The organism is Gilvimarinus chinensis DSM 19667, from assembly GCF_000377745.1.
GTDB classification, from domain to species: domain Bacteria; phylum Pseudomonadota; class Gammaproteobacteria; order Pseudomonadales; family Cellvibrionaceae; genus Gilvimarinus; species Gilvimarinus chinensis.
This window is the reverse complement of record NZ_KB898707.1, coordinates 385,754-409,174: the sequence shown is the minus strand read 5'-3', so window position 1 is coordinate 409,174 and position 23,421 is coordinate 385,754. Positions and strand designations below refer to the sequence as shown.

The 23,421-nt window shown below is 51.3% G+C and carries 26 protein-coding genes; all 26 read right to left on the bottom strand.

Annotation, left to right across the window (positions count from 1 at the left end):
* Nucleotides 1-17: 17 nt before the first annotated feature.
* The 26 genes from D568_RS0107905 to D568_RS0107780 all read right to left on the bottom strand — a co-directional run bounded on the left by D568_RS0107905 (nucleotide 18) and on the right by D568_RS0107780 (nucleotide 23,348).
* Complete coding sequence (locus tag D568_RS0107905; protein ID WP_020209052.1) at nucleotides 18-1,283, bottom strand: hypothetical protein; 1,266 nt, start codon at nucleotides 1,281-1,283, stop codon at nucleotides 18-20.
* Nucleotides 1,284-1,292: 9 nt separating this feature from the next.
* Nucleotides 1,293-1,547, bottom strand: a complete 255-nt coding sequence (locus D568_RS0107900) for a YMGG-like glycine zipper-containing protein (protein ID WP_020209051.1) — start codon at nucleotides 1,545-1,547, stop codon at nucleotides 1,293-1,295.
* Nucleotides 1,547-2,071: a hypothetical protein gene (locus D568_RS0107895; RefSeq protein ID WP_020209050.1), complete on the bottom strand. Its 525-nt coding sequence runs from the start codon at nucleotides 2,069-2,071 to the stop codon at nucleotides 1,547-1,549. The genes D568_RS0107900 and D568_RS0107895 overlap by 1 nt, the downstream gene beginning before the upstream one ends.
* Nucleotides 2,072-2,080: 9 nt before the next feature.
* Nucleotides 2,081-2,746 (bottom strand): hypothetical protein, encoded by a 666-nt coding sequence (locus tag D568_RS0107890; protein WP_157497748.1) that lies wholly within the window; start codon nucleotides 2,744-2,746, stop codon nucleotides 2,081-2,083.
* Complete coding sequence (locus D568_RS21665) at nucleotides 2,728-3,147, bottom strand: hypothetical protein (protein ID WP_157497746.1); 420 nt, start codon at nucleotides 3,145-3,147, stop codon at nucleotides 2,728-2,730. The genes D568_RS0107890 and D568_RS21665 overlap by 19 nt, the downstream gene beginning before the upstream one ends.
* Nucleotides 3,148-3,192: 45 nt before the next feature.
* Nucleotides 3,193-3,396, bottom strand: coding sequence for a hypothetical protein (locus D568_RS0107885; protein WP_020209048.1), 204 nt, complete (start codon nucleotides 3,394-3,396; stop codon nucleotides 3,193-3,195).
* Nucleotides 3,374-3,775, bottom strand: coding sequence for a hypothetical protein (locus tag D568_RS0107880; RefSeq protein ID WP_020209047.1), 402 nt, complete (start codon nucleotides 3,773-3,775; stop codon nucleotides 3,374-3,376). The genes D568_RS0107885 and D568_RS0107880 overlap by 23 nt, the downstream gene beginning before the upstream one ends.
* Nucleotides 3,772-5,331 carry a phage tail protein gene (locus tag D568_RS0107875; RefSeq protein ID WP_020209046.1) on the bottom strand — a complete coding sequence of 520 codons (1,560 nt, stop codon included), beginning with the start codon at nucleotides 5,329-5,331 and terminating at the stop codon, nucleotides 3,772-3,774. The genes D568_RS0107880 and D568_RS0107875 overlap by 4 nt, the downstream gene beginning before the upstream one ends.
* Entirely contained in the window at nucleotides 5,328-6,944 is a 1,617-nt protein-coding gene (locus tag D568_RS19715; RefSeq protein WP_020209045.1) for a hypothetical protein, read from the bottom strand. The genes D568_RS0107875 and D568_RS19715 overlap by 4 nt, the downstream gene beginning before the upstream one ends.
* A 3-nt stretch (nucleotides 6,945-6,947) precedes the next feature.
* Nucleotides 6,948-7,571, bottom strand: a complete 624-nt coding sequence (locus D568_RS21095; RefSeq protein WP_020209044.1) for a hypothetical protein — start codon at nucleotides 7,569-7,571, stop codon at nucleotides 6,948-6,950.
* Between the two features lie 535 nt (nucleotides 7,572-8,106).
* The gene (locus D568_RS0107855) at nucleotides 8,107-10,773 is read right to left on the bottom strand and encodes a hypothetical protein (protein WP_020209042.1); all 2,667 of its coding nucleotides are present in this window, start codon (nucleotides 10,771-10,773) and stop codon (nucleotides 8,107-8,109) included.
* Nucleotides 10,773-11,420 (bottom strand): hypothetical protein, encoded by a 648-nt coding sequence (locus tag D568_RS0107850; RefSeq protein WP_020209041.1) that lies wholly within the window; start codon nucleotides 11,418-11,420, stop codon nucleotides 10,773-10,775. Before D568_RS0107850 ends, D568_RS0107855 begins: the two co-directional genes overlap by 1 nt.
* Nucleotides 11,421-11,431: 11 nt before the next feature.
* Nucleotides 11,432-12,100, bottom strand: a complete 669-nt coding sequence (locus D568_RS21090) for a phage adaptor protein (protein WP_020209040.1) — start codon at nucleotides 12,098-12,100, stop codon at nucleotides 11,432-11,434.
* A gap of 11 nt (nucleotides 12,101-12,111) precedes the next feature.
* Complete coding sequence (locus tag D568_RS0107840) at nucleotides 12,112-12,660, bottom strand: hypothetical protein (RefSeq protein WP_020209039.1); 549 nt, start codon at nucleotides 12,658-12,660, stop codon at nucleotides 12,112-12,114.
* A 75-nt stretch (nucleotides 12,661-12,735) separates the two neighbouring features.
* Nucleotides 12,736-13,137 (bottom strand): hypothetical protein, encoded by a 402-nt coding sequence (locus D568_RS0107835; protein WP_020209038.1) that lies wholly within the window; start codon nucleotides 13,135-13,137, stop codon nucleotides 12,736-12,738.
* A 66-nt stretch (nucleotides 13,138-13,203) separates the two neighbouring features.
* Nucleotides 13,204-14,439, bottom strand: coding sequence for a N4-gp56 family major capsid protein (locus tag D568_RS0107830; protein ID WP_020209037.1), 1,236 nt, complete (start codon nucleotides 14,437-14,439; stop codon nucleotides 13,204-13,206).
* Nucleotides 14,440-14,485: 46 nt separating this feature from the next.
* The gene (locus D568_RS0107825) at nucleotides 14,486-15,538 is read right to left on the bottom strand and encodes a hypothetical protein (protein WP_020209036.1); all 1,053 of its coding nucleotides are present in this window, start codon (nucleotides 15,536-15,538) and stop codon (nucleotides 14,486-14,488) included.
* Nucleotides 15,539-15,676: 138 nt separating this feature from the next.
* The gene (locus tag D568_RS19700) at nucleotides 15,677-17,812 is read right to left on the bottom strand and encodes a portal protein (RefSeq protein ID WP_020209035.1); all 2,136 of its coding nucleotides are present in this window, start codon (nucleotides 17,810-17,812) and stop codon (nucleotides 15,677-15,679) included.
* Complete coding sequence (locus D568_RS21400) at nucleotides 17,812-19,278, bottom strand: terminase large subunit domain-containing protein (protein WP_020209034.1); 1,467 nt, start codon at nucleotides 19,276-19,278, stop codon at nucleotides 17,812-17,814. The genes D568_RS19700 and D568_RS21400 overlap by 1 nt, the downstream gene beginning before the upstream one ends.
* The gene (locus D568_RS0107810) at nucleotides 19,241-19,783 is read right to left on the bottom strand and encodes a hypothetical protein (protein WP_020209033.1); all 543 of its coding nucleotides are present in this window, start codon (nucleotides 19,781-19,783) and stop codon (nucleotides 19,241-19,243) included. The genes D568_RS21400 and D568_RS0107810 overlap by 38 nt, the downstream gene beginning before the upstream one ends.
* Complete coding sequence (locus D568_RS19690) at nucleotides 19,776-20,042, bottom strand: hypothetical protein (RefSeq protein ID WP_020209032.1); 267 nt, start codon at nucleotides 20,040-20,042, stop codon at nucleotides 19,776-19,778. The genes D568_RS0107810 and D568_RS19690 overlap by 8 nt, the downstream gene beginning before the upstream one ends.
* Nucleotides 20,020-20,406: a hypothetical protein gene (locus D568_RS0107800; protein WP_020209031.1), complete on the bottom strand. Its 387-nt coding sequence runs from the start codon at nucleotides 20,404-20,406 to the stop codon at nucleotides 20,020-20,022. The genes D568_RS19690 and D568_RS0107800 overlap by 23 nt, the downstream gene beginning before the upstream one ends.
* Entirely contained in the window at nucleotides 20,390-20,881 is a 492-nt protein-coding gene (locus tag D568_RS0107795) for a lysozyme (RefSeq protein ID WP_020209030.1), read from the bottom strand. The genes D568_RS0107800 and D568_RS0107795 overlap by 17 nt, the downstream gene beginning before the upstream one ends.
* Nucleotides 20,871-21,185, bottom strand: a complete 315-nt coding sequence (locus tag D568_RS0107790; RefSeq protein ID WP_020209029.1) for a phage holin family protein — start codon at nucleotides 21,183-21,185, stop codon at nucleotides 20,871-20,873. The genes D568_RS0107795 and D568_RS0107790 overlap by 11 nt, the downstream gene beginning before the upstream one ends.
* A 482-nt stretch (nucleotides 21,186-21,667) precedes the next feature.
* Nucleotides 21,668-22,486 carry a hypothetical protein gene (locus tag D568_RS0107785; protein WP_020209028.1) on the bottom strand — a complete coding sequence of 273 codons (819 nt, stop codon included), beginning with the start codon at nucleotides 22,484-22,486 and terminating at the stop codon, nucleotides 21,668-21,670.
* Nucleotides 22,479-23,348: a hypothetical protein gene (locus D568_RS0107780; protein WP_020209027.1), complete on the bottom strand. Its 870-nt coding sequence runs from the start codon at nucleotides 23,346-23,348 to the stop codon at nucleotides 22,479-22,481. Before D568_RS0107780 ends, D568_RS0107785 begins: the two co-directional genes overlap by 8 nt.
* Nucleotides 23,349-23,421 lie beyond the last annotated feature (73 nt).

The following is a 23,421-nucleotide window of genomic DNA, read 5'->3' as shown; positions in this document are numbered from 1 at the left end:
ATAGCTACTGGCGGGGCTTATTGCCCAGGGACGCCAAAGCCATCAAGAAAGCTGTTTGGATCAAACTCTTGCTGAGCACCGCCTTGCGCGGCCCCTTGCTGTTGAGCGGCGCCAGACAATCCGCCCTGCTCTTCCTGGCTCATTAGGTTGCGAATGCGCTTATACGAATCAACGGCTTCTTTCTCAAGCTGCTCAGTCGATAGCTCGTTACCTTCGGCATCCATGGCGCCAGTTTCGAGCTTCGCTTTCACATAATCCTTAACGTATTTAGTCGGATCACTTACCGACATTTTTGCTTTGTTCCAGGCGTCCTCAAAGCTCAACTCTTGACCGGCGTTGGCATACTCCTGCTGGAGCAGTTTAGCCAGCCGGTAATCGGCCGGCGCAGACGGGCCAGACTGTTTTTGATCCGCGCTGTCGTACTGTTTGTAGGTGCCATCTTTCTGCTGCTGAATCCAACCAAGGTCGGGGTGCTTTTGCAGCTCACCGGCATTACCGTCTTTCGGTTTCAGCAGGCCACGACTCTCTGCCAGAAATTCGTAATACTCTGGGCGCTGAGTCATTTCACGCGCCTTACCCACGGCCATTGCCGTATTCATTAGCTGCTCTAGCTGAATGGTAGAAACTTCGTCATCATCACGACTGGAGCGACCTTTGGTGAGCGGGCGTATCTCGCCATCACCATCAACATCAAGCCCCATCTGCAGACCTTTACCGTCAGCCGTGGGCACCAGAAGGCGCGGCCGCACCTTTTTCCCGTCAACATTTCCGGCAGCAAGGCTGGGCTCAAGCACCATAAGCGCCTCGGCGACCTCTGGCGTTTGGCTCAGGTCATAAATGCCTTTCTCGTTTTTTTGCAGCTTGATACGACCATCCATAACACCCTGAAAAGTATCCACTGCCTTGCCCACTTCCGGGCTTTGCAGGTACTCAACATTGGCCAGCGGGTAGCGCTGCATTAAATCCAGCTCTTCTTTAGAAAGTTTATCTTCTGCCAAGTATTTTGACTTTGTGAGGCTCGACAAAATAAGTGCTTCCTCGGCCTCTTTGGCCGCCTGCTGTTTTCGGTCTTGGCGCCAGGCATCCATTTTCTCATCGCGGTAGTCGTTCGCCGTCTGGCGATCCTGCTGTATTTGCTCGTGACGCTCTTCGTTGCGAATCTCTTGCGCATCGCGAAGAGTGCGCCCCTGTTGCTGATTGATCAGGCTGGACATTGCCTGCGCACCACGCAAAGCGCCATCAACGCCGGTCGCCAAACTCAAACCTCTAGTGTTACCCGCCATAGTTAAATCCTAACTTGAAAGCCAGCCCAGCAAGCCACCAGCAACCGCACCAATGGCAGTGCCCCAGCCAGGCATAATTTGTGTTCCCATCATTGCGCCAGAGGCTGCGCCAGTCATAGCCCCAGAGGTCTCTTGCTGCCGCTTGGCTTCTTTCAGGTTTTCGTTGGTTTGCTCGCGCTCTTCGTCGCGCTGCTGTGCGGCAGCCAAACCCTGCATGGAGCTGCGCTTCATGTTCTGGCCAGCCTGCATTAGCGAATAAGCCATTAGTAACCCCCTACTGGATTTGTAGCCGCTTCTTTAAGGCCGCCCGCCATGCCGCCAGCCATCATCAGCATGTCACGATCTTGCATGTGCAACCGGGTTTGATTGGCGGCGTTCACTTCCGCCAATGTGGATGCGCGCTGGCTGCGCCGGCTTTGAACGTCAGCCTCATCTTGGGCCAAGCTCAACCCCATGCGGCTTTGATTTCGTTTAAGCGCATCGCGCGAGGTGTCAAAAGATTCGCGCGTGGTTTCGCGTGCACGGTCAATGGCTTCCTGGTTGTCGGCATCCCCCATAACCAAGTCACGCAACTTCGCGTCGTATGGAGCGTAGTTATCCAAATAGCTTTGCCAGTCGGCGCGGTAAATACCCGCCATTCGATGGCTAGCTTCATGATCTGGGTTCACATCAGACCCCATAAAGTAATCTTGCAGGCCAGTGTGGTTCGAAATAGATCCCGCCTGCATTGCTTTCGTTATATCGTTGCTGCTGCCAAAAATTTTATCTGCTGCGAGAATGCTAAACATAAATCCTCCTTAACCCCGCGCCCAAGAGTCAGCGCCAAATTGCGCCGCAGCACCAGCAAGCGACCCAATAGCTTGATTTCTCGCAGCCTTCGAGTTGTGCGTAGCATACGCATCATCAGCCGCCTTGCTTGCGGACTGCTGAGCAAGCCCGCTTAACCCTTGCTGCGCCTGAGTTGCCTCACCATTGCCAATAGCCACTACGTTTGCAACGCCGGTGGCATGCTCATCAGACTGCGAATTAAGAGAGCGAGCAGACGTATCAGCAGCGCTAGTGGCCTCGGCATCGGCCAAGCTGGACATAGCCATTTTGGAGCGACCGGAATTAGGATTAACACCAGAGGCGTGCAGACTATTCATAACACCCTGCTTTGCTTCTCCAAACTTAGCCATGGTGCCGCTTCTCGCAGCCCCCTCAGCGAAGCCATAGGCACCGTCAGAATCCATTTCATCTACTTTCTTACGAAACTCGGCGTTAATGGGCTCGTAGTTTTCTTCGTAATACTCGAATCGCTCTTGTGCGACTTTTGCAGCCTCTTTCTCAAAAGGCGTTTCTTCCACCTCTTGGGCATCACCCTTGTAATAAACCTTCTGCGCACCAAACCGATTAAACAGAGAAACAGGCTTAAAATGCGCCCGCTCTTCCATCGGATCAGGCGTTAAAGTGTCATCAAACATAATGGTTTTTCCCAAACGGTAATTGGTGTGCCGCGCCATTCAGAAGCACATGATTGGTAGCCTCTTCGCTGGCAAATTCGAGTGAAGCCTTTTCGTGTTGTCCAGAACTGCAGGGCCGGAGAACCAGCAACTTGAGCAAGAAATTCAAGCTCCGAAAAATACGACTCCAGACCTATACGCCCGCAGTGATTTGAAGAAATGGCCACCCATGCCAAAGCGTGAGTAGCGCAAGGCTTGAGAACAGCGATTCCGTGCTCAGACTCAAAAAAAAAGGCCCTGCGATTAAGCAGAGCCTCTTTGATTCGATCAAACATATCTGGGTCATTAACGGTATGGCTTAGACGTTCCACCTCTTCGCGCCACCGTTCAAACCGGCAAGGGGCCAGTCGTTTTAAATTCACTACCACCTCGCACCGACTGTACTAATATACAGGATTAAAATAGCCTTATCTAGCTTTGGCGTCGCGCTTAATCCGGGCTCGCTTTTGCGATACCGCTGCAAACTTTTGCCCAAGGTCTATACCCTGCTCGGCCACACGCTCCAACGCCTCCCAAATGGCTTCCTGCATTTCGCCATCCGCCTCCAGCTTTTCATACGACTCCTTGCGCGACCGCTCTTTTACGGGGTCATGCTGAGGTAATTTCGGCATAGACTACCTCGGTAATATATGGGACGGATTTGATTTCAAACGGATAACGCCCCGGCTCAAGCGAGGACCATGACACATAGCCATCATTCACAACTATCTCGCCACCAGGGTATTTAACAGTTGCCCCCGTTGGTATCCCAGTAACAACCCAATCATCTCCCGCCACTACCGGGCCTGATACAGAAAGAGACATCAACGCTTTAGGAGTTGGAACGTCATTATCGATATAAAATCCATCAAGAAAATCATCCGCGATGGACTCCACATGAATAAAGCCAAGCCCAGGCTCAAGTCTGGCAATATCCTTACTGGAGAGAGGTGGTGCACAAACCTCTAAAATCTCACCGCTGTTGTTGCTGTAAATAACTGAACCTTTCATCGGTATGAAGCCTGAATAACCATTCGGGGAACCCTGAACCTATTATTGCCTGATACTGACCGGCACTGAATGCTGTATGTGGGGTCCGTTCCAGGCGTAGGATCAAAAACCGTTAACACCTGCGAGCCCGTGCTGTTGTCACCAAAGCTCGCCCCAATAGCCCCACCAATCAAAGACGTTCCATTTCTAACCACTCGAATCTCAGCCCAAGGATAATCATCAATAGAAGTGGTTTGGGTAACAGCCCAGATCAATACCCCAGACATACCGCCTTTGGTCTCCACCACAGACGAAGTAAGCAGGCTGTACCAACTTGAGCTACCCGTGGTGTAATCCGCTGAACTTCCTCGGTAGTATGGCGCGGTTATGGCATTGCCATTAACCATGAGCGTATCAACAATATTGACGGCATCGGCCTTAATCGTCGTAGCCTCAATATCGCCGCGGGCAAAAACATTGTGGAACCAAGCCTGCCCCGCCCGATCAATCAACCACCCGGCATTCCCCCCGGTACCACCCCAGTTTTCAGAGAAAATTTCATAAGCAATTTTCGCCGAGGTAATACTGGCGTCTTCGATATTTACAGTTATCCACTGGCCTTTATTGCCCACCAGCTTATCAACGTTAACCGTACTTATAACTGCATCAGTCACAACCAAGTTAGTGATGTACGCAGCGTCCATCATTACCCGCGAATTGCCGTTACCGTCGTAGTCTGTTTCCACTACGAAAGCAAGATTTTCCGCTCCTGGTGACGTAATAGCAAAAGTGTCCACCGAGAACAAAGCCATTGAGTGATTGGGGTCATTGGGGTCAAACTCTGGCTCTGTGAACCCTAAACCAAATCCGGCAATCTCACCGTTCTGGCCGATCTTAATGGTGTACTGATTGTTGGCGTGATCAGCCTTTACCTCTATTCCTTCAATATAATTGTTCAGGGAGTTGGTAAGCTGTGAGCTGCTAATACGCTTTTCCAGTTGCTCAAGAAGCGCTGAGGGATGATCAACCACCCTGCCATAAGCCCCGTTAATCGGACACTTTGGCCCATAGTTGGGCGGAACATCGGCAGAGACGTGCCGTCCCCAGTACCAATAATCTGTACCGTAAGCTGCGCTCATATCCCCAAATTGGCTACCAAACCGACCAACGGTACCGATTAAAACAGCGTTCGCAACATTATCATCAGTGCTACGCCACACCTCAGTAATTGGCCAGCCGTGCGACGGTTCCCAACTCACATGAATCCAGTCGTAACCACCACTTACCTGAAAGTTTTGCGGACACCCTGGCTGCCCCTCACCGTCACCAACTCCAGCACCTCCAGACGGGGGTGACAATCCACCCATGCCGCCGTTAGCCGCAGGGTTAAAGCTAGCCAAGCCAGATTCAGTCAGCTCATGAAGGCGAACAAAACGCTCATCTGGCGCACCTCGCTTAAAACCAGAACCTACGTCCGCTTGTTCTTTGAAATACTCTAAAACTCTCTTTAGGTTTGGATCAATGTTTTGCGGAATGGGGGGAGACTGGCGGGGATAATTTCGCGTCTTCCGGGTCATACAATTTCACTCATAGACGTAGCCAGTTGAATGCTGTTGACCTGGGCCTGCCCACTCAAAACAAACCTAAGCTCTCTATACTTAGACAGACAAGGCAACCTAAAAGGCTTACTATCATTTACAGTGTGAGCCTTCACCGAAACGCCATCCTGGTAAACTTGGCAAGTCACTACCCCTGCTGCACCCGCGTCAATTCTGGCACAAGTAAACGGCATCATTGGCGGCAGAACGAAAGTTTTGCTCGACCATTGATAGAAAAGGTCCGCCCCCTCTCCCCACTTAACAATATCGGTACCATCTAAACCATATACATCACCCGTTTCCGGGTCGGTCCAAGTAGCGGTAAGGTTGACGCCCGGAAAAACTATGAACCCCTCATCAGGGCGAAACGTAAAAGCGCTAATACCACTCCCATCATCATAAAATCCGAGATACCTGCCTTCCTTCCATCGGTGCCCTCGGATTGATTTAGGATTAAATTTTGACTGCCAAAACTCAGGTTTTATGTGGTCTTTGGAAATTATTCGGGCCTCCATTCCACCAACCGCAACAAGACCATCCGGGGAGGCATAAACGGCAAACTCGCCCATATCAACCATGCTGTTTTTACTGTCGCAAGGTATAACTGAATCGAGCTTATTCACGCTCATGTTTAAGGGGTCACTTCCCGAGATAAGATAAGGATTTCCTTTGGTGGCAATAATAACCCCGGCCGCAGTTACCGCCGCCCCTACAACTTCGTGGTCTATCGTGTAACGGTACTCAACAGGCCAGGCGTGAGGCTGATAAGGATGACAAAAAGCAATATTGTTGTCCCACCACCCCATAAGCACTCCATTTGGAATGGAGGTTAAACCTATCATGGCAAAGTGAGGCTCAATCCAGCCATCACTAGGAAGAGGTTCGCCTAGAGCGGCGCTTGCTACCGAATCAGTCCAGCTTAATTGAGATACACCAACCTCCCCAACAAATTGATACACGCCGTTTAATTCAGCCCGATAGATCCTTTTTGTTGTGATAACGGCAGGAGTTGGACCGGGCAACGGCAGCGTGAGGCTTACAGACCCACTGTCATATCGATCAACAATGTTAGAGGGCAAGCTGGGCGGTCCCTCTTCCCCTAAATCACTAACAAAAGTAACAACATACGCCGTTGATATTACTTGCTCCCCATCTTCGGCATTTTCCGTATCTGGCCCGGTTGCACCTACATTGCCAGGCACCGGCAACCCTAGTCCTCGAGAACCGGACGGATAAGGCCCCGATCCAGATTGGATCATGTCAGCGGTTGCGTATTTTGGAGAGCCATTTCCGGTCCAATAATGTCGATAATAGGGGTCGTCAGCAATAGGGCCACGCACCATGTCTACATCAGCATTCCACCACTCAAGCCAATAGCCGTCGCCTGAGTTACCTTCCCTGTTAAACCAATATATTGTTCCAACTCCAGGGGTATTAACACTTTCTCCTAACGAAATAGATCCTGAAGCTGGACGCAACGCTTGTGAAGAAAGGTCACAGTTTCGCGCCTCGACCGCCTGATTGTTTTGCAGTTCTTTTTTATCAATGCCGTAGTTAGCTGCCTGAAAGTTCCGTATCGTAATCGACGCCACAATTTAAGCCTCGCCCCACGAAATTAGCGCAAGATCATCCAAGAAGGTTTCACTTTCCGCGTCCAGAGCTTCTACGTCACTTTCAAGACGCTGGCGCTTTCCAATAATTGCACCGTACATTCCTTCATAGACATTTACTTTCGCCAAAATCAGATCGGCCATTTCTTCCCTAGTCACCCCCCGCTCAAGTGCAGCAGCATCCAACATCGCCGTATCTGTTTCTCCGGCTTTACAAGCTCTTGCTTGCTGCTCTTGCTTATACCACCCCTTAACCTCACGCTCCGGGTAGCCTGCGTCGAGCTGAGCCAACAAATCTTCTGCCTTATTGTTTATCTCTTCGAGCTTCCATGCTTTCGCTTTTTCATTGCTGGGCATGTTAACTTCCCAGCTCTGCCGCCACTCTCCGTTAACATATTCAGGCTCACCTAATGTTGCTGTAGCTAAAGGGTGTGGCAAAGTAGGCGGGTCAGCTTCACGCACAATTGCAAAGCCATAACGCTTAAACATCGACGGAATGGGCTTAGAAAAACTCAACGGAACTGACTTGTTAGGATGGGCCATTTTAATCGCAGCTAAGATTTCAGCCTTTGTCACTAACTGTCCGTTTTCGGCGTTGCAGAAATTCACTGCTTTACCCTCCTAAATTTTATATAACCTGAATATCCATCCTCTGCAGGCCCTGTACTTGAGCGGTACCCTTTACCGCCTTTACCACGAACAGATGAGCTAGTGGTTTCGTCAGGCCTGCAATAAGAAGGAATACCTGAAACTGTGCCAACAGAATCCGGGACGCTACTGCCAGAAGGGGCAGGCCCACTCTCACTTGGGACACCTGCATCACCTCCGCTAGCTAAAGGCAGGTTAGGAGTGGGTCGAGTATTCCCACCATCTTCCCCTACATCACCTCCGGGGCCGAGGTAGAGGTTGTCAATAAACTCTTGTTTACTCATAAGGTAGTCTAGCTGCCCACTCTCGGTGTCACCTCTATCTCCGGCTCTTTGTTCCCACGTATAGGAGAACACTTGTCTTGCCCCTCCCCCTCCAGCACCTCTATAGGTGAATTCGTAAAGTCCAGGCGGTAACTCATCCAACTCCGCGTTAGAACTAATCATTAACACTTCGTCTTCAAGCAATCCTAATTGCGGAAATAATTGTGGAGCTATCATGGCCTGTATACTCCTACAACAGAAACAACAACTGTCATACTACCTGGCCACGCTTTTAACTGGAGTACATCACATTCATTATTTTCAGAGCCGAGTGCTGGCATGCTTCCCGCAGACCACTCTACTGTCCAACCAGAAGGGACAGTAAATACAGGATAAGCAGATGCTCTACTTGAATTTGCTAGTAAATTTCTCCACTCAATAAACCCTATAAATCCCGCAGAAGAGGCAGGATTAGGTAAATTTTGCAGATTGAAAACAACCTCATGCTCAAGGGCATACGATGGAGTCGTACCTTGAATCAATTGACCTTCTGTCGTGTACCCCATCCAATAATTATGAGAAGAGCAATCGAAATTAAATGTGTATCTTTTATGTGGGCCGGGAGATGTTGAAGGGGCAACATCCACCCAATTACCAGACGGGATAGAGCCGGTACCGTTACGGATACCGGTATCAACCACGGGATACGTTGACCCTCCACCGCCGACTTCTGACAAAGCCTCAGCTAACCGAGCGTTGTCTACCATTCTATTGGAGGTGCTATCTGTGGGGCCGCTCACAGCGGTTCTTGTTGCCACGCTTCCAAGCCCCAAATTTGTTCTCGCACCGCTTGCATTACTAGAGCCGGTACCACCATTCGCAACTGCAAGGTCAGTTCCAGACCAATCAGAATTACTAACGGTAGACTTTGAAGCTAGCGCCCCAAGCGTAGGCCTTCCAGAAAGGTCAGCGTAACTGCCAGATGTCGCCACGGCAGAGAGATCCCCAGGCTGTACAGCTGTGTCGGCCTTATTCCCTTGAGATGCCGTCGCAAAGCTCGATGAACTAGCCGTAGCCGCACTGCCTAACCCCAAATTAGATCGCGCATCTGCTGCGTTACTAGCGCCTGTCCCACCATTGCCGATAGCTAAATCAGTGCCCGACCAGTCAGAATTGTTGACGGACGATTTTTCGGCGAGCGAACCGAGAGAAGGCTTGCCGGATAGGTCGCTGTAGTCACCAGAAAATGCAACTTGAGACAGCTCTGATTTGTCTACGGCGTCACTCCAGGTTGACCATGACCCGCTTTGACGGAAGGCCTCATGAGTCTTGCCTGTATCCAGGTCAACGACGCGCCAGTAAGAACGTGCAGCGCCCTCTTGAGAATAAAAACCTAGACCATTAGATACGCCTGCCGGAAGGTTGCTTGGCACGCTGGCAGACACCCAATCACATATCAGGTTGGCAACTCCCGATATTGGCAAATCAAAAAGATCATAAGAGCTTGTAAGGCGAAGTGTTTTACCCCACCCCATCCAGCCGCCAGTCGTCAAAATTTTTCCGACTGTGGTGTCTATTTGGTCTGTTACTTTGTCAGTGTGCTTAACGAACTCGGAAGGCAACGGCCCTTCCGCCAATAAGTCTCCACTAGCGTTGCCAAAAACAGCGAGCGCCCCAACAGCTGATGTTGCTGGGCCGTTTACATCGCCGGAACCTGTGCCTGCTGGCCCTTGCGGCCCCTCTGGCCCTTCTGGGCCAACCAAAGACACTGGCGTGCCCCACGTTCCCGCAGTCTTTGGACCGTAAAGCTCTGAGGATTGATTATCGATATAGTAATCATCGTTATCACCGAGAGAGTCGCTAGGTGCGCCGTCGCCGTTGTGAATATTGTTGACGCTGGCTGCCGCCGCTTCTGCCGCATTTTTTGCAGCGACTGCACCGGTTTCGGCATTTTCCGCGCGATCAGCATGGCCTTCCGCCTGCGCGGTGTGATCTGCTGCAATATCAGCGCTATTTTGCGCATTAGTGGCGTAGCCTTGAGCATTGCTTTCGTGCCCAGCAGCCTCAATTGCACTTGCTGCGGCTTTTCCGGCTTCAATTTCCGCTGCTTGGTATTCAGCTCTTGCCGAATTGTAATAGCCCAGCGCTCCTGACTCATGGTTAGCGGCTGCGTCCTCACTCGCCGCCGCATTTAGCTCAGACTGTCGAGCTGAGTTGTAACTACCTTCGGCTTGACTCGCTGCTAATTGAGCATCATTTTTGGCGGCAACTGCCGTATTTTCACTTGCCGTAGCGTTGGCCTCTGAGGAAGCGGCTGCGGCTGCGGAAGCCTGCGCATCTAATTTGCTCTGTTCGGCAGATTGCTCAGAAGATGAAGCCAGCGATGCACTCAATTCGGCATTGCTGGCGCTCTCTTGAGCCTGACCCTTAAAGAATTCTGCTAAATCTTTTGCGGATTCAGAATCATCCTTCGCGCTTTCAGCGTCAGCCGCTGAGATAGCAGCTTGAGACGCACTGTTTGCAGCTGCCGCCCTATCCGCTGCAACTTGATCGGCTAGCGCCTGCGTTGGATCAATAGCAACCAAGCCAGCCGCGATAAGTTCAGCTAAGTTTGCATCTGAGTCGTAAACCCGAAAAATCTCACGGCGATGAATTGAGTAACCGTCTGGATGATAGCTCGACACCTCATAATAAGTGTCTGAATAATCTTGCCTGTTTTCCCATAATTTAAAGATGGTCTGCCCATTTTCATTTGTGTACTGCTCCACCTTATTAGGAGCAACTGCCCCATTAGGACCATTGCCAAGGCCGCGAAGCTTTATCTCCACCCGAGCATTTTCAACCAGATCACCATTCACATCATTTATCGTTACAGTGACATTGCGTGTTTGAATGGCCATTAGTAAAACTTCCTCGCCTTGCGAACAGGTTTATCGGGCGCCCCTGAAAACCCGCGTGATTTTTGTCGGCGCGCGCGCCGTGCTTCTCGCTTGAACGTTGATTCGTTGAATTGCGACTGGCCCAGGTCTGTCCATTCTTTGCCGGGTATTCTTTGCAGGCGAGCCAGAGCCCCGGCCGTAAGAGCGTCAACCCAGGCATCAAGTAACGACTGAGACACCTTGATAGCTCGTGACGGGCCGATAATGCCGGGTTCGAGCGCTGCAATAATGGATAGGTCGTAACCAATCAATGGAATGTGCGGATGAACCTCAAACGTAAAATCGCTGTACTGCCAAAAGCGATACTGGACATTTGGGTCTGAGCTTCGCTGCAGCTCGATAACATCATCACCCTTGGTGGCAATGATCTGATGGATAGTTATCGCGCGCTGATACTGCGATACAGGAACGTCATAAGTATTGGACGCCTGCACCACGCGAACAGGGCCAATATCTTCAAGCCAGAAATGAGACTCCCTGCAAAAATCAACCAGCGCGCGCTTAACGTGGTAGTCCACCAGGTCAAACGGAATGCCTTGCACAGACAAGTTGACGTTGTTAATAATCTCGTCAACGTTCGATGTAAGGCGGTGAGTTTCAACGGCCATACAGATTCACCTTAGAGCCTAAAGCCTGGATCTTTGATGGAAGTCAAGGCTTCGCCCTGCGCCTTAATCCCCATCATTGAGTTGAAGTTATTTAGGTGAGCCTGAGAGCGGCTTACATTCACCGAGCCCTCAACGTCCTGACCAAACAACCGATACAAAGCCCACTCAATAATCATGGGTTCGTATGTGTCGTTGACACTGGTTTGAGTTGATCCGGACACAGCCCCATAGGACTTAGGGACGCCGCTGTAACTAATCTGAACCTTGGTGCCGGCCGCTACAGGTGGGTTGGTGTAAAACAAAAGAGGTTCGCGCTCATCAAACATAAACTCGCGCACCTCTCCTGCCGGTGACGCAGCGCGCCAGTCCGGAGATATGCCGTCCAAGTCGCCAACACTAACGCGGCGAATTGAGCGGCCAGGACTGCCACCAGATGAAACGTTGTATTTCACAGACAATAATCGATGAGGGCTGGGGTCATTTAAAGAGCTGATGTCTTGCTCGATCCCGGCACTGCAATCAAACGTCTCGTTAACACTGAAAGCATCCGGCCGAAAATTGACAATGACGCACTCTGCCTCGTGTATTGCTTTGTGAATGTACGCCTCTGGCCAATTGTCCTGACCCGCATCACGCAGCGCAGCAACAATGGTGTTCGTAATGCCTTGTACTGACGCCACAGGTCACCCCCTTATTGCATGGAAGCCCAAACGGACTTAACTTGCCCAGGCGAAATAGATTCATCACTGGCCGCAGCGCGAATGGCACCAATGCGAGGATTGCCCTTTTCGCTGAAATGCTCGAGATTTTCCTGATCCAACGACAGAATGGCGTTTTTGATTGCAGCGGCTTGAGGATCTTCGCTTTTGTCCTGACCATCGGTATCAGTGTCGTTGTCGGCGTTATCGGCATCAATATCGGTATCTTCGTCGCCACCTTCTTCTTGCTCGTCAAGCTCGCCGCCTTCGTCGAAATCACTATCCGATGCAGGAAGAGAAAAACCTTGACCAGTAGGCGTTTTAACTGGCTGCTCAAGTTCGTCCGGGTACTGCTCTTTAAATGCTTTCTCGCTCACCCAAACGTCAGGGTGGCGCAGAAGTCGAGTACCAACACCGTGCGACACTTCTTGAATATCGCCGTAGCCAGACCACAAAGTGGCAGTGCCACAAACAGTATCTCGCTTAACCGCTTTACGTCCGATATAAGCAACATTCATGGTTTTAAATTGATTAACGTCCATAATTCATCACCTTATGGGTATAAAAAAGGCCCGCCGAAGCGAGCCAAGCTGGGGAGCTACCATGAAGGTAGAGGGTTACAGGGTGCCGTTATCCACATACTCAACCACGGCATCAATACGGCCAGTGGCAGCAGCGCCGCCGACCGTTGCAGTGATGATTACCGGTGCAGAGAATTGGATAGGCGCCACAGTGGTTTCTCGACGGCCAGCAGATGCCGAGGATGCCGAAGCCAAAAGGCCTGCGGCAGCATCGGTACCGCCCCCATTAGGGAAGCGATAGCCAAGGGTTAAGGTCGTTGATGCACCAAGGCCCGCATGAATCAAACGCGCATCCATCAAACGAGCACCTGGCGGCAGCTCAATCAAATCAACTACGGTGCCAATGGCAGCAGAAGCCAGATCCGCGCCGCTGTCGTGCACGGCCAGATTGCCGTAGGGCAAAGACATTACATCTTTCTTTAAACGATCACCGTTCATAGTGGTGTTCCTCGTATTTCAAAAAGGGTTTGGCAGGGCCGAAGCCCTACCGTTAAGAGCGACGGATTAACCGGAAACGGCGCAGTCCAACGCGATTACGCCATGGTCATTCAGACGACCATCGGAACCGCGGAACTGAGTTTTTGCCTTACCGTTGATCCAGGCGATTGAGTGCTCCTGAGCGTTGCCGTGGTCCACAGTCTCAGTGTGCATTGAGAAGTGGTAGCCGCCGCTCTCTTTGGTGCCGTGACGACCGTAAGCGGTAATCAAAGCCTGGGCGCCCAACAACAGGCCGCGCTCGATCTTCACGCCAGCGGTATCGCTGGTTTGAGTCGCGTCATTGTTGTTTTGAGACACCGCCACAGTTGAACCAGCGTTAAAGGTGATGGGGCGAGACATTTTGCGAACCAAAATGTTTTTCCACATCGCGCAATCGCCACGGAAGATTGGATGCTTGAACTCGCTACCGCGTTTGATTGCCGCAGCTTGAAGCTCACGCAAAACCTTACCGTCGTCGCTGGTGGTGAAGTCGTGCCACATGCGTGGTGAAACCAGCAGCACATAGAACGGGTCTTCCTCTGCACCAGGATCGTTCTCGTACTTAATGGGCTGCAGCGGGTACGCCATTTCGTCGGTAAGCAAACGCAGCTTGTCGACTTCCTTCATGCTGAAAATATCAGCCGAGTCAATGTCACCAAAGCTGGTTGCGTCACCGCCGATCACATGACGGTCATACGTCGGCGCGCGCAGTGGGTTTACCAGGATTTCAGCAAACTCAGGATCGCTCGCCAGCGGCACATTCCAGTCAGCACTTACATCGTCACCACGAGCACCGGCCAGATGAACCATGGTCAACTGATCGTCCAGGCGCGACCACCAAGGGCCGATCATGGTCTTAGCAATGGATTTAAGGTTCTGCTTGGTGCGCTGCTGGGTCATTTTGCCGCCCGAGCCGACAGCCTTACGACCTTGGTTAATCTTCAAAGAGAACTGGCTAGAAGTCAGACCTTCAACGCGACCAGCCAATGGACGGTCACCCATAACAGGCTTACCGCTCAATTGGTGGTACAGGTCAACGGTGATTTCGTCGCCTTTCTCTTTTGTCAGGTCAGTAGCACGAACAATCGGCGTACCGGCACTGGTTTGCTTACGCGGATCGACCTTAGACTTTTTGATGGTCTTAGGTGCGTCACCGGTCAGCAGGTTGGTCATTGAATTACGACGGATTGCCTCAGCAAACAACGCCGCGTTAAAAAGGCGGTTACCCGCGGGTGAACCAGTAGGGATTGAAGTCTGTCCCATGATTTACTCTCCTGAGCGAATAAAAAACGTCTCAGGCAAGTCGCGGTTACTGAAAGCCGCCCAGCTCTTCGATGGCTTGGCTGTATGCTTCTTCCGAGATTTTCCCGTCTACCAGCATTTCAACCAGCTCATCCTCCGACTTTTCAGACAGAGACTCAGCTAGGGATTTTTCAGTCGAGGGCGACTTGCCCATTTGGGAAAGCGACGTAGGGGGCGCGGTGTCGGCAGCGGCTACCTTTTCGGCGGCGCGTTCTGCAGCACTGCGCGTGTCGCGTTGTTTGTTTTCGGTGGGAGAGTCGCCAAAGGCGGCCTTGGTGCGCTTTGCCACTTCGGCAAAAACTTCATCAACCGTGGCGTCTTTGAACTTCGGGTCTTGTCGTACCTGGGAGTCGATAATGACGGCCATATCCCAGCGATCCGGGTCTTTGCCGTCTATCCATTGAGCAAGGTCAGGGTTATTTAGAGCGGCCTGGCGTTCCGGCGACACATTTTGTTGTGGCTGCGGAATAGACTGCTCCATACTCTGCATTTTTTTGTACATAGCCATGGTGACCTTGGCCATTTGAGCGACAGACGGGTCAATGTCGGCCAGCTCTTCCAGCTGTTGGTCAGTCAGGGTTTCGCCGTACTGAAGCGCTGATATGTCAATGCCATGCTTTTCCAGCTCTTTCGATGCGTTCTGACTTTTCGCCTCAGCGGCGTCCAGCTTTTCCTGCATCTCCTGTAGCTGTTCTTTCTGGCGGGCTATCTCGCTTTTGTAGGCTATTGCCTCTTCGCGCTTAGCCTTTAACACCTGATAAGGAATTTTCCCCTTACCGTCAGCGGTGGCTACATACTGTTCGGGTTCGTCATCCTGCTCGTTTTCATCGCCATCCTCGGCGGCCGCTTGCTCATCATCTTCGGGTTCTGGATCTTCCTTCTGCTCCTGGCCGGACGGATCGCCATTTTCGTTATCGTCCTGTTCGGTTTCGTCGTCTTCTTCACGCTCAGGTTGTTGTCGGTCGTTTAGAAACGCCTCCAAACTTTCCTGATCGTCAATATCAACGCCTGCAGCCTCCAGTTCCTCAATAGACATATTTTCCAGGTCTTCTAAGCTCATACTCTCTCACTCCAGTTGTCGCATGGATGCGTAGTGGTGCCGGTCACGACTCGGCGGGTATCGTGGAAATCGGGCACAAAAAAACCCGCACTTGGCGGGTTTCTCGTGGGCATAAAAAAGCCCGCTCAGTGGCGGGCTCTATGCAACTTGTTCGGTTGGCGTGTTACTTGGTGGTGTGCGCTTTTGCTCATACGCCACCTCGGCGGTAATCATTCCCATCAGTTCGTTGCGCTTTTTCGCAATGTCAGTGGCAATATCTTTCACCTCGGCGAAGAGCTTTTTGGTTTCAGCTTCGGCCTTCTTACGCTCAGCGGGAGTCATTATCTCCATCTGCTCGCTCTTAGCGTTGCGCTCACGCACCTCGGCCTCAGTTTTCGCGGCTTCTAATTGCTTAGATTTAAGATCCAGATCTTCAAGCATCTGCTGCACTTGCTGCTTACGCTGCATTTGCGCCTGCTCTTCCTCGGTCATGTCCTCGGGGTTTACACCCATGCCGGAAATCTGGCGAATGCGCTTGAGCACTTCATCGCGGTTGGGAATGTCAGAGAGCTCTACGATCATATCCACCAGGGCAACGGCATATTGCTCGGGCAACTGCGCGGCCATATCCATAAGCGACTTGGCCATCTGCTGGCGATAACCGGGCGTGCTCTGCACATCGGATAAAACAACGCGGGTTTTGGTGCGCGTAACGTCGTTATTGACGCGGTTAAAACCATCGTCGTCGCGGTAACGTTGGTTTAGAACAATCGTTTTCGTGCGCTGAGGCTTATTGACGTTGGTGCGCACCTCGGTTTGCGCCTTGCCAATGTCCTCGACGATCAGTGACAGCAGGCGCTCATGCACTTCTTTGCGTGCAAAGCGGTAATTGTCGTTAATCTCGGCGAGTGTTGTAGTGCCCTGCTCTACCAGCGAGTCAATAGCCACACCGGAATCAGCGCCACCCTCTTGCCCCAGGAACGCGGAATAAACACCGGCAACGTCTTGCACCAATCTCATGCTGTCCTGCATGACAGTGAATTGCTGGCTGGCCACGCCCATATCAGTCAGAATATCGAAAGGCTTAGCGCTTTTGTTGTGACGGTATGGGTTAATATTGATAACACCATCACCGGACAGCACCATTTCCTGCAGTTGTTCATCGCTAATATCATCTATCGCGTCGTCGTCTTTAACGATCAGCTTAGCGTTGAGCAACCAGGTCAACTTAGAACGGCGTTTATTAACCTCGTCCTGGGCGGGCATCATCGAGCGGATCATGCCGTAAGGAATGTTGGTGCGGTCTTCGCGGTAACCCCAGAAAGGAACATAAGGGAATTTGTTGTGCGTGTACGGGCTCGCAATATCCAACAAGCGGTGAGGCCCAACGAAGAACGCGAGGCGCATCACATCGAACTTACGGCGCTGTACCGTCGCTTTATTGTGATTCACCAGGGCAACATGCGCTTTATTATTCATATCGAACACTTCAACGCGGTCACCGTAAAAGATTACAGGCTTAGTCACCGGCACCCGGTACCATAACTCTGACACCACAGCGCGCTTGCGCTCAGGATCCCAGTAGCTCGACTCTTCAATATCGGAACTGGTGTGAAGCTGATAAGCAGACAATAAATCTTCGCTCAGCTCGCCTTCTTCGTCCTCATTGAAGTTGCTGAAACCCTCAAAACCGCAGGAGACCGACTCGATCAGGTCTTTGTGTTGCGGGAAGGCTTCTTGAATCTCGTCAACGTCAAGCCAGCGCTTACGCATCAACCAACGGCAATCGCTTAAATCATTGCGCTGCGAGTGCCAGTCCCACCAGATTTCACGACGGTGAATGTAGTGAACGTCGTACTTTGGGCCAAATGGATCGCTGTTGCGCGCCACCTCAACCCATCCAAGGCCCGCTTTAATTTCGGCAGCATAGGCATCCGCACATGCACGGTCTGTATCCGTCATGCGCGTTGCTTCGTTCAGCTTCTCGTTAAGCGCCTCGGCAACCTCAATCCCGCTATCATCATCGGCCAGCACCTGGGCGTCAGTGCGAGTGCGCGCCTCCATGCCCAATACGCCGTTAATGGTCGGCTTGATCAGGTTATGGATAATAACCGGCTGGCCACGACCTTCCATTTCCGCTATTTCATCGGGCGTAAACTGCTTATCGTCGTAGTAATCTGCCGCACGGTCAGACTCAGGCCGCCACTTCGGCTGCAGATCAATGTCGCCGACGATCTGAGTCAGGCGATCCAGGCTGATCTTTGAGCCTTTTGTGTGGTCTTCCAGATAATTCATCAGCGAGTTTTCCAGTTGCGGGAGCGGGTAACGCCGCGCCCTTGCGAACGCTTAATTGGTTTTGTGCGAGCCATGTCTATTCCGGTCATAACCAAGTACCGGGTGGCATCCATGATGTGGTCGTTCTCTTTGACGATTTTTCCTTTCTCGTCACGGCGATAGATGCGGTATTCACTCAGCCAGTTTTGAAGCGTCTTAAATACCTTGAGCTGTCCGGTAGAGAGCATTTCAAAAACTTTGTGAATGCCCGCCTCAACCGCGTTGTCTGCCTTTTCCAGCTTGAGGCCAAGCAAGGTGTACAACTCATACAGCTGCTCACCGTCCTTTTGGCTTCGGCCACGGGCAGCCGGATCAATGGCACCAGGTATCCAATCGCCTCGCGTGTGTATTGCGCTGGCGTGAACACTTGGCTCTGCTTGACCTCGGTAATGTTCGGAATAAAGGTAAGTAACGCCGGTTTCAGGGTCTGTCGCACCCCATACCGACGCTGTTTTCTTCCAGCCCACGTCCATGCCGTAGGATTTTTTGAAGTGCGCCGGGATCATGAACGGATCAACGATGATTTCCGTTTCAGGCACAGGGTAGATAGCACCCGATCCCAGGCTTGGAATGCCTTTAGAGCGCGAGTCACGCAAGTGCGGCTCACACTCAGCCAGCATCCGCGTTTTTTCATTGCTCGACAGGTGGGGCACATCGTCCCAGCCCGCCATAATCATCGCGCGCTCGCCGTTTATCTGCACACGAGCGTCAGTGTTTAACCCGCCCTCACCGAGATAGCCCTGAACAATCTCGGTTAAGCCATGCAGTGGCGTGAAGGTTTCAATCAGCAATCCGGCCGTTGTCATCAAACGAATGATGCACTCAGCACGGATGCCGGGGTTTGACTCTTCATCGAGCCAAATTAGATGCTTCTCTGTACCCTGGAAGGATTTGCGGCCCTGCTCATACGACTTAAAACCGAGGCGGCTTAGTTTGCCGCTTACATGCTCAACCAGCACATAATCGACCGCGCCATTACCGCCCTGCCGGTATTTAATATCGCGAATGTACTTGCCGGGAATCAGGCCGGTACCGGGCGCTTCCTTCGGCCCAATCATCTTGCCCTGAATAATGTCCCGCACCGTCTCATTGGTATCACCTGCAGCCCAGGCGTCAATGTGATGATCGAAGCGGTGGCCTTCCCACCAATCAGGGTAACGGCCAGTCAGATGCAGCGTGGTTTCGTAACCACCGCCGCCCTCGGTCTTACCAACCCGGTTCGCCGCCATAAAACAGCGCGTCGGGTAGGTCTTGCCAAGTTTGAAGAACTGCAGGTGCTGCTTATAAAGCTCGCGCCTTAACGGCCCTTCATCCTGAAAGTATGTTGCTAACTTATTTTGTTCTTGCCGCCGTTCCCGTTCTTTCAGCAGCTTGTAGAGTTCGAGCTTGTCAGCTCGGCTTTGCGCCGGTGCGCTCAGCGATTTCACGGTCAAGATCTTCGTCGCTTAAATCTTCGTACTCGTGCGTATGCTTGTTATCGGTCTTAATCGCTGCCAAGTCGCCGTCCATTTTGTTCAGCTCAGCAATGGCACCGATAGCGCCGCGAGAATCAAACACGTAACCAACCAGCTCTTTTTCTTCACCGTGGCCAACATACTTCGGCTCAACCTCTGTCATACAGCGCTGAGTAATGTCCCAAAGCGCACGACGTTTTTGGTCCAGCGTGCCCACAAGCTCGTCCTGAGCCTCAATTGAAGCAATTTTGACGGCCAAATCAGCGTATTGCTGTATATCCGGATTTATCCGAATTAGGTCATTGCCACACTTGTAAGGGTCTTTACCTTTTCCGCCTGACGCCTTGTAAGCTGCAGCTTGTGTTTGACCATCAGCTAAAGCTTGAGCCATCTTCAAATGAGACGGCTTTTTCATGTTTTCAGCCAGATACTCCAACTGCTGCTTTAACAGGTCGAGTGCCGATACTTCTTCACTCATCGGTAATGCACCCCTTGATTATGTCTGCCAGCCGTTTTTCGTAGTTTTTGCGTTGCTCCAGCTCGATCATGTAAGCGTCGGCAACCACTGGCAGAGTGGATTGATCTTCTAGTGTTGCGGTTTCCCAAGCTGGCACTTCCGGCCAACCGTCTACGCAAGGCGTGTGCACGGGCACTTTCACCTCGCGGTATTCGATAACGGGATTACTCCCACACCCGGACAGCGCCAGCAGCAGGCTAAGAGTTGCGGTCTTTTGCATGCCGGATCAGCTTTTGTCTTACCTGCTCGGGAGTTTCGGCAACGTCCTTCCTGATAGCTTCGATTGCCTCCAGGTGACGCGCCTCGCGAATTTCAGCGTCTTTGCGCAGCTGATCGCGCTTTTCTTCCAGTGCGGCGATAGTGTCTTCGTGAGATTCGATGGCAACGGTTAGGCTCTCTATCTGCGCCTGGGCACTTGCCGCATTGATCGACGCTACGAGAGCCTTAGATTTTTCGGCATCCAACCGAGTTTCTAATTGGCCTATCTCTATGTGCTGATACACACCCACGGACGCAAGGGCCACGACAACAGCCGCCAAAACATAGATAACACCCGCTTGAACGGCGCTACTCAGTTTCAGCATGCTTACGCGCCCCTTGCAGGCACAATTGCAATTCCGCCTCACGGCGACGAACCAGCCCCCCCAAAGGGCGACCGCCACCGTATATCCAGCGAGGCAATTCATGGCAAGCGCCGATGTAATCACCGGCATTGAGTTTTTTCAGTAGCGTAGAGCTGGCCAAGTTGCCCGCGCCCACGTTGTACACAAAGCTGATAAGCGCGGCCCGCATTTCGTCGTTAAGCGGAACCTTTACAAGCCGCATAAGCTGAGAATCGTGCTCTATTACGTCCTCATGCAGCAGCTTTTCGCATTCTACGTCGCTATAAACACGTTCGGGCGCTACTTCCGGCCCAGTATGGCCGTAGCAGCTTGTGTAAATGCCCACCGGGTCCACGTAGGTTTCGTTAACCTTGCTCTCGTGCGGCTTTATCAGAAATGACATAGCCAGCAGACCGGCAAGCGACAGGCCAGCAACACCGCCCGCTTTAGCGCTCACTTTCACACTCCGTCACGGCCGGGTACTGGCCAGTCTGAAACTCGATTATTTGGCGCTTGTGCTCAATGTCGCGCTTATTCCGTTGATGCTGGTAGTACCAGCTCACCAGAAAGCCTGCGACCGCTACAACAGCACCGATAACGCCGCACCACTCGACTACATCAAGCCCCAGCCCGGTTAAAGCCTGTGAGCGAGAAGCAACTGCACTCACACCCGACGCACTCGCACCTACGGCCACAACCTTATTGCTGGCACCAATGATTAGCTGCTCTGCGTGTTGTGATATGTGATTACTCAAACTCATTCAGACCTCATAAAAAAACCCCATTCGGAGACCGAACAGGGCTGGAATTCAGGGCCCGCTGAGCTTACACGGGCAGCATTAAAGCTCTACAGTATTGGTGGCCGAACACACCGGCTGGCCAGGCCGTCGCACCGTCTCCGGCTGTGTTTGAATTTCGGCGGCCGGATTCGAACCGGCAGCAGGTGACTAACCTACCTGCCCACGCCACCGAAAAATTGTACCGTCGGCCGCGATTGCGCAACCCTTTACGGCATTGGACAAGACCCGGCCGCCAGGGAACCTTCGTAATTGAAAGAAACAACCAGGCCTTGTCCGATACCCATAAAAAAAGGCCACCGGGGGGAAGTCCAGTGGCCTTTCGTTTTGGTAGCGGGGAAAACCCCAACTTAGTGAATTCTAGGATTAAAAATTTTGAGTTTCAACCATTATTTGTATTTTTATACAGGCTGTATCGAAATACAGAAAAAGAGGGTTTTAGCAATCTACTCAAATAATTCAGGCATACCCATGAACTTCATTAAATTAGCTTTACAAAGAGTCCCTTGCGTAGTGAAGTCATCACTATAAAAAAAGGGGTCGAACTCCACGAAGCACATAGCGAAAGCTATTGTAGAAAATGAATCAACTGCATCTTCCCTCATTTCTTCGAAAAGAACCTTTTGAAAGTTGCCCTTGAAACCCTCCCCCTCCGGAAAAGGGCCTATCCTTCGCACCTGCCAGGACGTGCTATAACGGGCTATTCTTTTAAAAGCGGCCTCTAGGCCTTCCAAGGCCTGACTGCAAGTTTCATCACCATCAGACGATCTTATTTCATCAACCCGTAAAAGAGCGTCATTTAGCTCTGCCACACTGGAGCATACCTCCGAAACATAGGATGAGCTTATTGTTAATCCGCCTCTCTTGGCATGTGGGTAGAAGCACTTGTATGCGCGCCCAAAACTATACTCCACTCCTTGGAGTTGATCACTATCTGAGCGCGAATCAAGATACTCGCGCAACTCTTTTAAGTGGGTAAAATAATTAGTAAAATTGTTTTGATCCGCCATTTGTTTAGAGCGATGATGAGTAGCCATTAACCCAAGAATCGCAGCGAAAACAGCCAATACTCCTAAAGGAACCTTCATTACATCAAGAAATATGTAATTCAGGCAGCTAGGATTCCAACAAAACTTCAAGTTAGAAACTGGCTCTAAATACCCCATAAAGGCCGACACGAACAAAGCTAGACCAGATCCACCGACCCACCATACGATAGGCAAATCAAAAAAACCCTTCCCTGGATCAAACACCACCTTATTCATACTTATCACCGTTCTCGGAGCCAGGAACTCCATAATTTTTATTATAGTTCAACCCTAGCATGCATAGAGTGGTGTGATACTTCCTCTTGAGAGGTCTTATATCAACTACCTCTGCGTGTGGATCAAAAGCAAATACAACATCAACAAACTCTAGGATATACGTTATATTCAGCACCTTTGTCACGCGATCATCTGTGTCATTAAAGAAATCCTCTAAGCATGAGTCTCCAGCATTGACCGTACCCAAAAAACTTCCAAGAAGCCTAAGCCCCATCCCTCCAGCGTGCATTTCCATGTCAGACAGTTTTATTTCTATCTTTTGGCAAATAATATCCCACTGCTTTCTGCGTTCTCTGCTTGTCATCCTTCTCGCCTCGTAAATAAGATCACAAAGCAGGTACACATCTCGAATAAAGTTATGCAGATGGACACCGGAAAGCAAAGGGGCCTGGGAATTAGATTTGGGGTAGAAATATCGATAAGCCTGATCCACATCAACACTTACCTTTTTTAAAGATTTCTGCTTTTCCTGGGCGTACTCCCGGAACTCCTTAAGGTGATCAAGGTAGTTTCTAAGCGCATTTTGCGAGCCCTGTAGCTCAATAGCTGCTGCCGATTGCACTGAGCGATGATTTACTGCAATTAATGCCAGTAGCGCAACCGTACCGGCCAAAACCCTAAGGGGGGCTTTAAGTATTTCGAAAAGGAACTTGTTAGCCCCCTCATAGCAGCCTAAAGCCAATAAATCACGACTACCATCAAGCAGGAAGGCAGACCAAATAACCGTTATTCCTACCCCTACGGAACACACTGACCGAGCTTCCGGCAAATGCCAAAATTCCAATTTTGCCTTATCCTTCATAAATCCCTCGAAACCACACAAAAAGGCCGAGTCTACTGCAGAATTTTCAGTCGTGCTAGCACGCCAAACTCCA

What these genes read in the sequence shown, in the direction of transcription:
- D568_RS0107875 (WP_020209046.1), bottom strand. Translation starts at nt 5,331, where the DNA reads ATGACCCGGAAGACGCGAAATTATCCCCGCCAGTCTCCCCCCATTCCG.
- D568_RS0107840 (WP_020209039.1), bottom strand. Translation starts at nt 12,660, where the DNA reads ATGGACGTTAATCAATTTAAAACCATGAATGTTGCTTATATCGGACGT.
- D568_RS0107900 (WP_020209051.1), bottom strand. Translation starts at nt 1,547, where the DNA reads ATGGCTTATTCGCTAATGCAGGCTGGCCAGAACATGAAGCGCAGCTCC.
- D568_RS0107890 (WP_157497748.1), bottom strand. Translation starts at nt 2,746, where the DNA reads ATGTTTGATGACACTTTAACGCCTGATCCGATGGAAGAGCGGGCGCAT.
- D568_RS0107825 (WP_020209036.1), bottom strand. Translation starts at nt 15,538, where the DNA reads ATGAGCTTAGAAGACCTGGAAAATATGTCTATTGAGGAACTGGAGGCT.
- D568_RS0107790 (WP_020209029.1), bottom strand. Translation starts at nt 21,185, where the DNA reads ATGAGTTTGAGTAATCACATATCACAACACGCAGAGCAGCTAATCATT.
- D568_RS0107855 (WP_020209042.1), bottom strand. Translation starts at nt 10,773, where the DNA reads ATGGCCATTCAAACACGCAATGTCACTGTAACGATAAATGATGTGAAT.
- D568_RS0107880 (WP_020209047.1), bottom strand. Translation starts at nt 3,775, where the DNA reads ATGAAAGGTTCAGTTATTTACAGCAACAACAGCGGTGAGATTTTAGAG.
- D568_RS0107785 (WP_020209028.1), bottom strand. Translation starts at nt 22,486, where the DNA reads ATGAATAAGGTGGTGTTTGATCCAGGGAAGGGTTTTTTTGATTTGCCT.
- D568_RS0107905 (WP_020209052.1), bottom strand. Translation starts at nt 1,283, where the DNA reads ATGGCGGGTAACACTAGAGGTTTGAGTTTGGCGACCGGCGTTGATGGC.
- D568_RS19700 (WP_020209035.1), bottom strand. Translation starts at nt 17,812, where the DNA reads ATGAATTATCTGGAAGACCACACAAAAGGCTCAAAGATCAGCCTGGAT.
- D568_RS0107885 (WP_020209048.1), bottom strand. Translation starts at nt 3,396, where the DNA reads ATGCCGAAATTACCTCAGCATGACCCCGTAAAAGAGCGGTCGCGCAAG.
- D568_RS0107810 (WP_020209033.1), bottom strand. Translation starts at nt 19,783, where the DNA reads ATGAGTGAAGAAGTATCGGCACTCGACCTGTTAAAGCAGCAGTTGGAG.
- D568_RS0107830 (WP_020209037.1), bottom strand. Translation starts at nt 14,439, where the DNA reads ATGGGACAGACTTCAATCCCTACTGGTTCACCCGCGGGTAACCGCCTT.
- D568_RS19690 (WP_020209032.1), bottom strand. Translation starts at nt 20,042, where the DNA reads ATGCAAAAGACCGCAACTCTTAGCCTGCTGCTGGCGCTGTCCGGGTGT.
- D568_RS0107800 (WP_020209031.1), bottom strand. Translation starts at nt 20,406, where the DNA reads ATGCTGAAACTGAGTAGCGCCGTTCAAGCGGGTGTTATCTATGTTTTG.
- D568_RS0107835 (WP_020209038.1), bottom strand. Translation starts at nt 13,137, where the DNA reads ATGAACGGTGATCGTTTAAAGAAAGATGTAATGTCTTTGCCCTACGGC.
- D568_RS0107780 (WP_020209027.1), bottom strand. Translation starts at nt 23,348, where the DNA reads ATGAAGGATAAGGCAAAATTGGAATTTTGGCATTTGCCGGAAGCTCGG.
- D568_RS0107850 (WP_020209041.1), bottom strand. Translation starts at nt 11,420, where the DNA reads ATGGCCGTTGAAACTCACCGCCTTACATCGAACGTTGACGAGATTATT.
- D568_RS0107895 (WP_020209050.1), bottom strand. Translation starts at nt 2,071, where the DNA reads ATGTTTAGCATTCTCGCAGCAGATAAAATTTTTGGCAGCAGCAACGAT.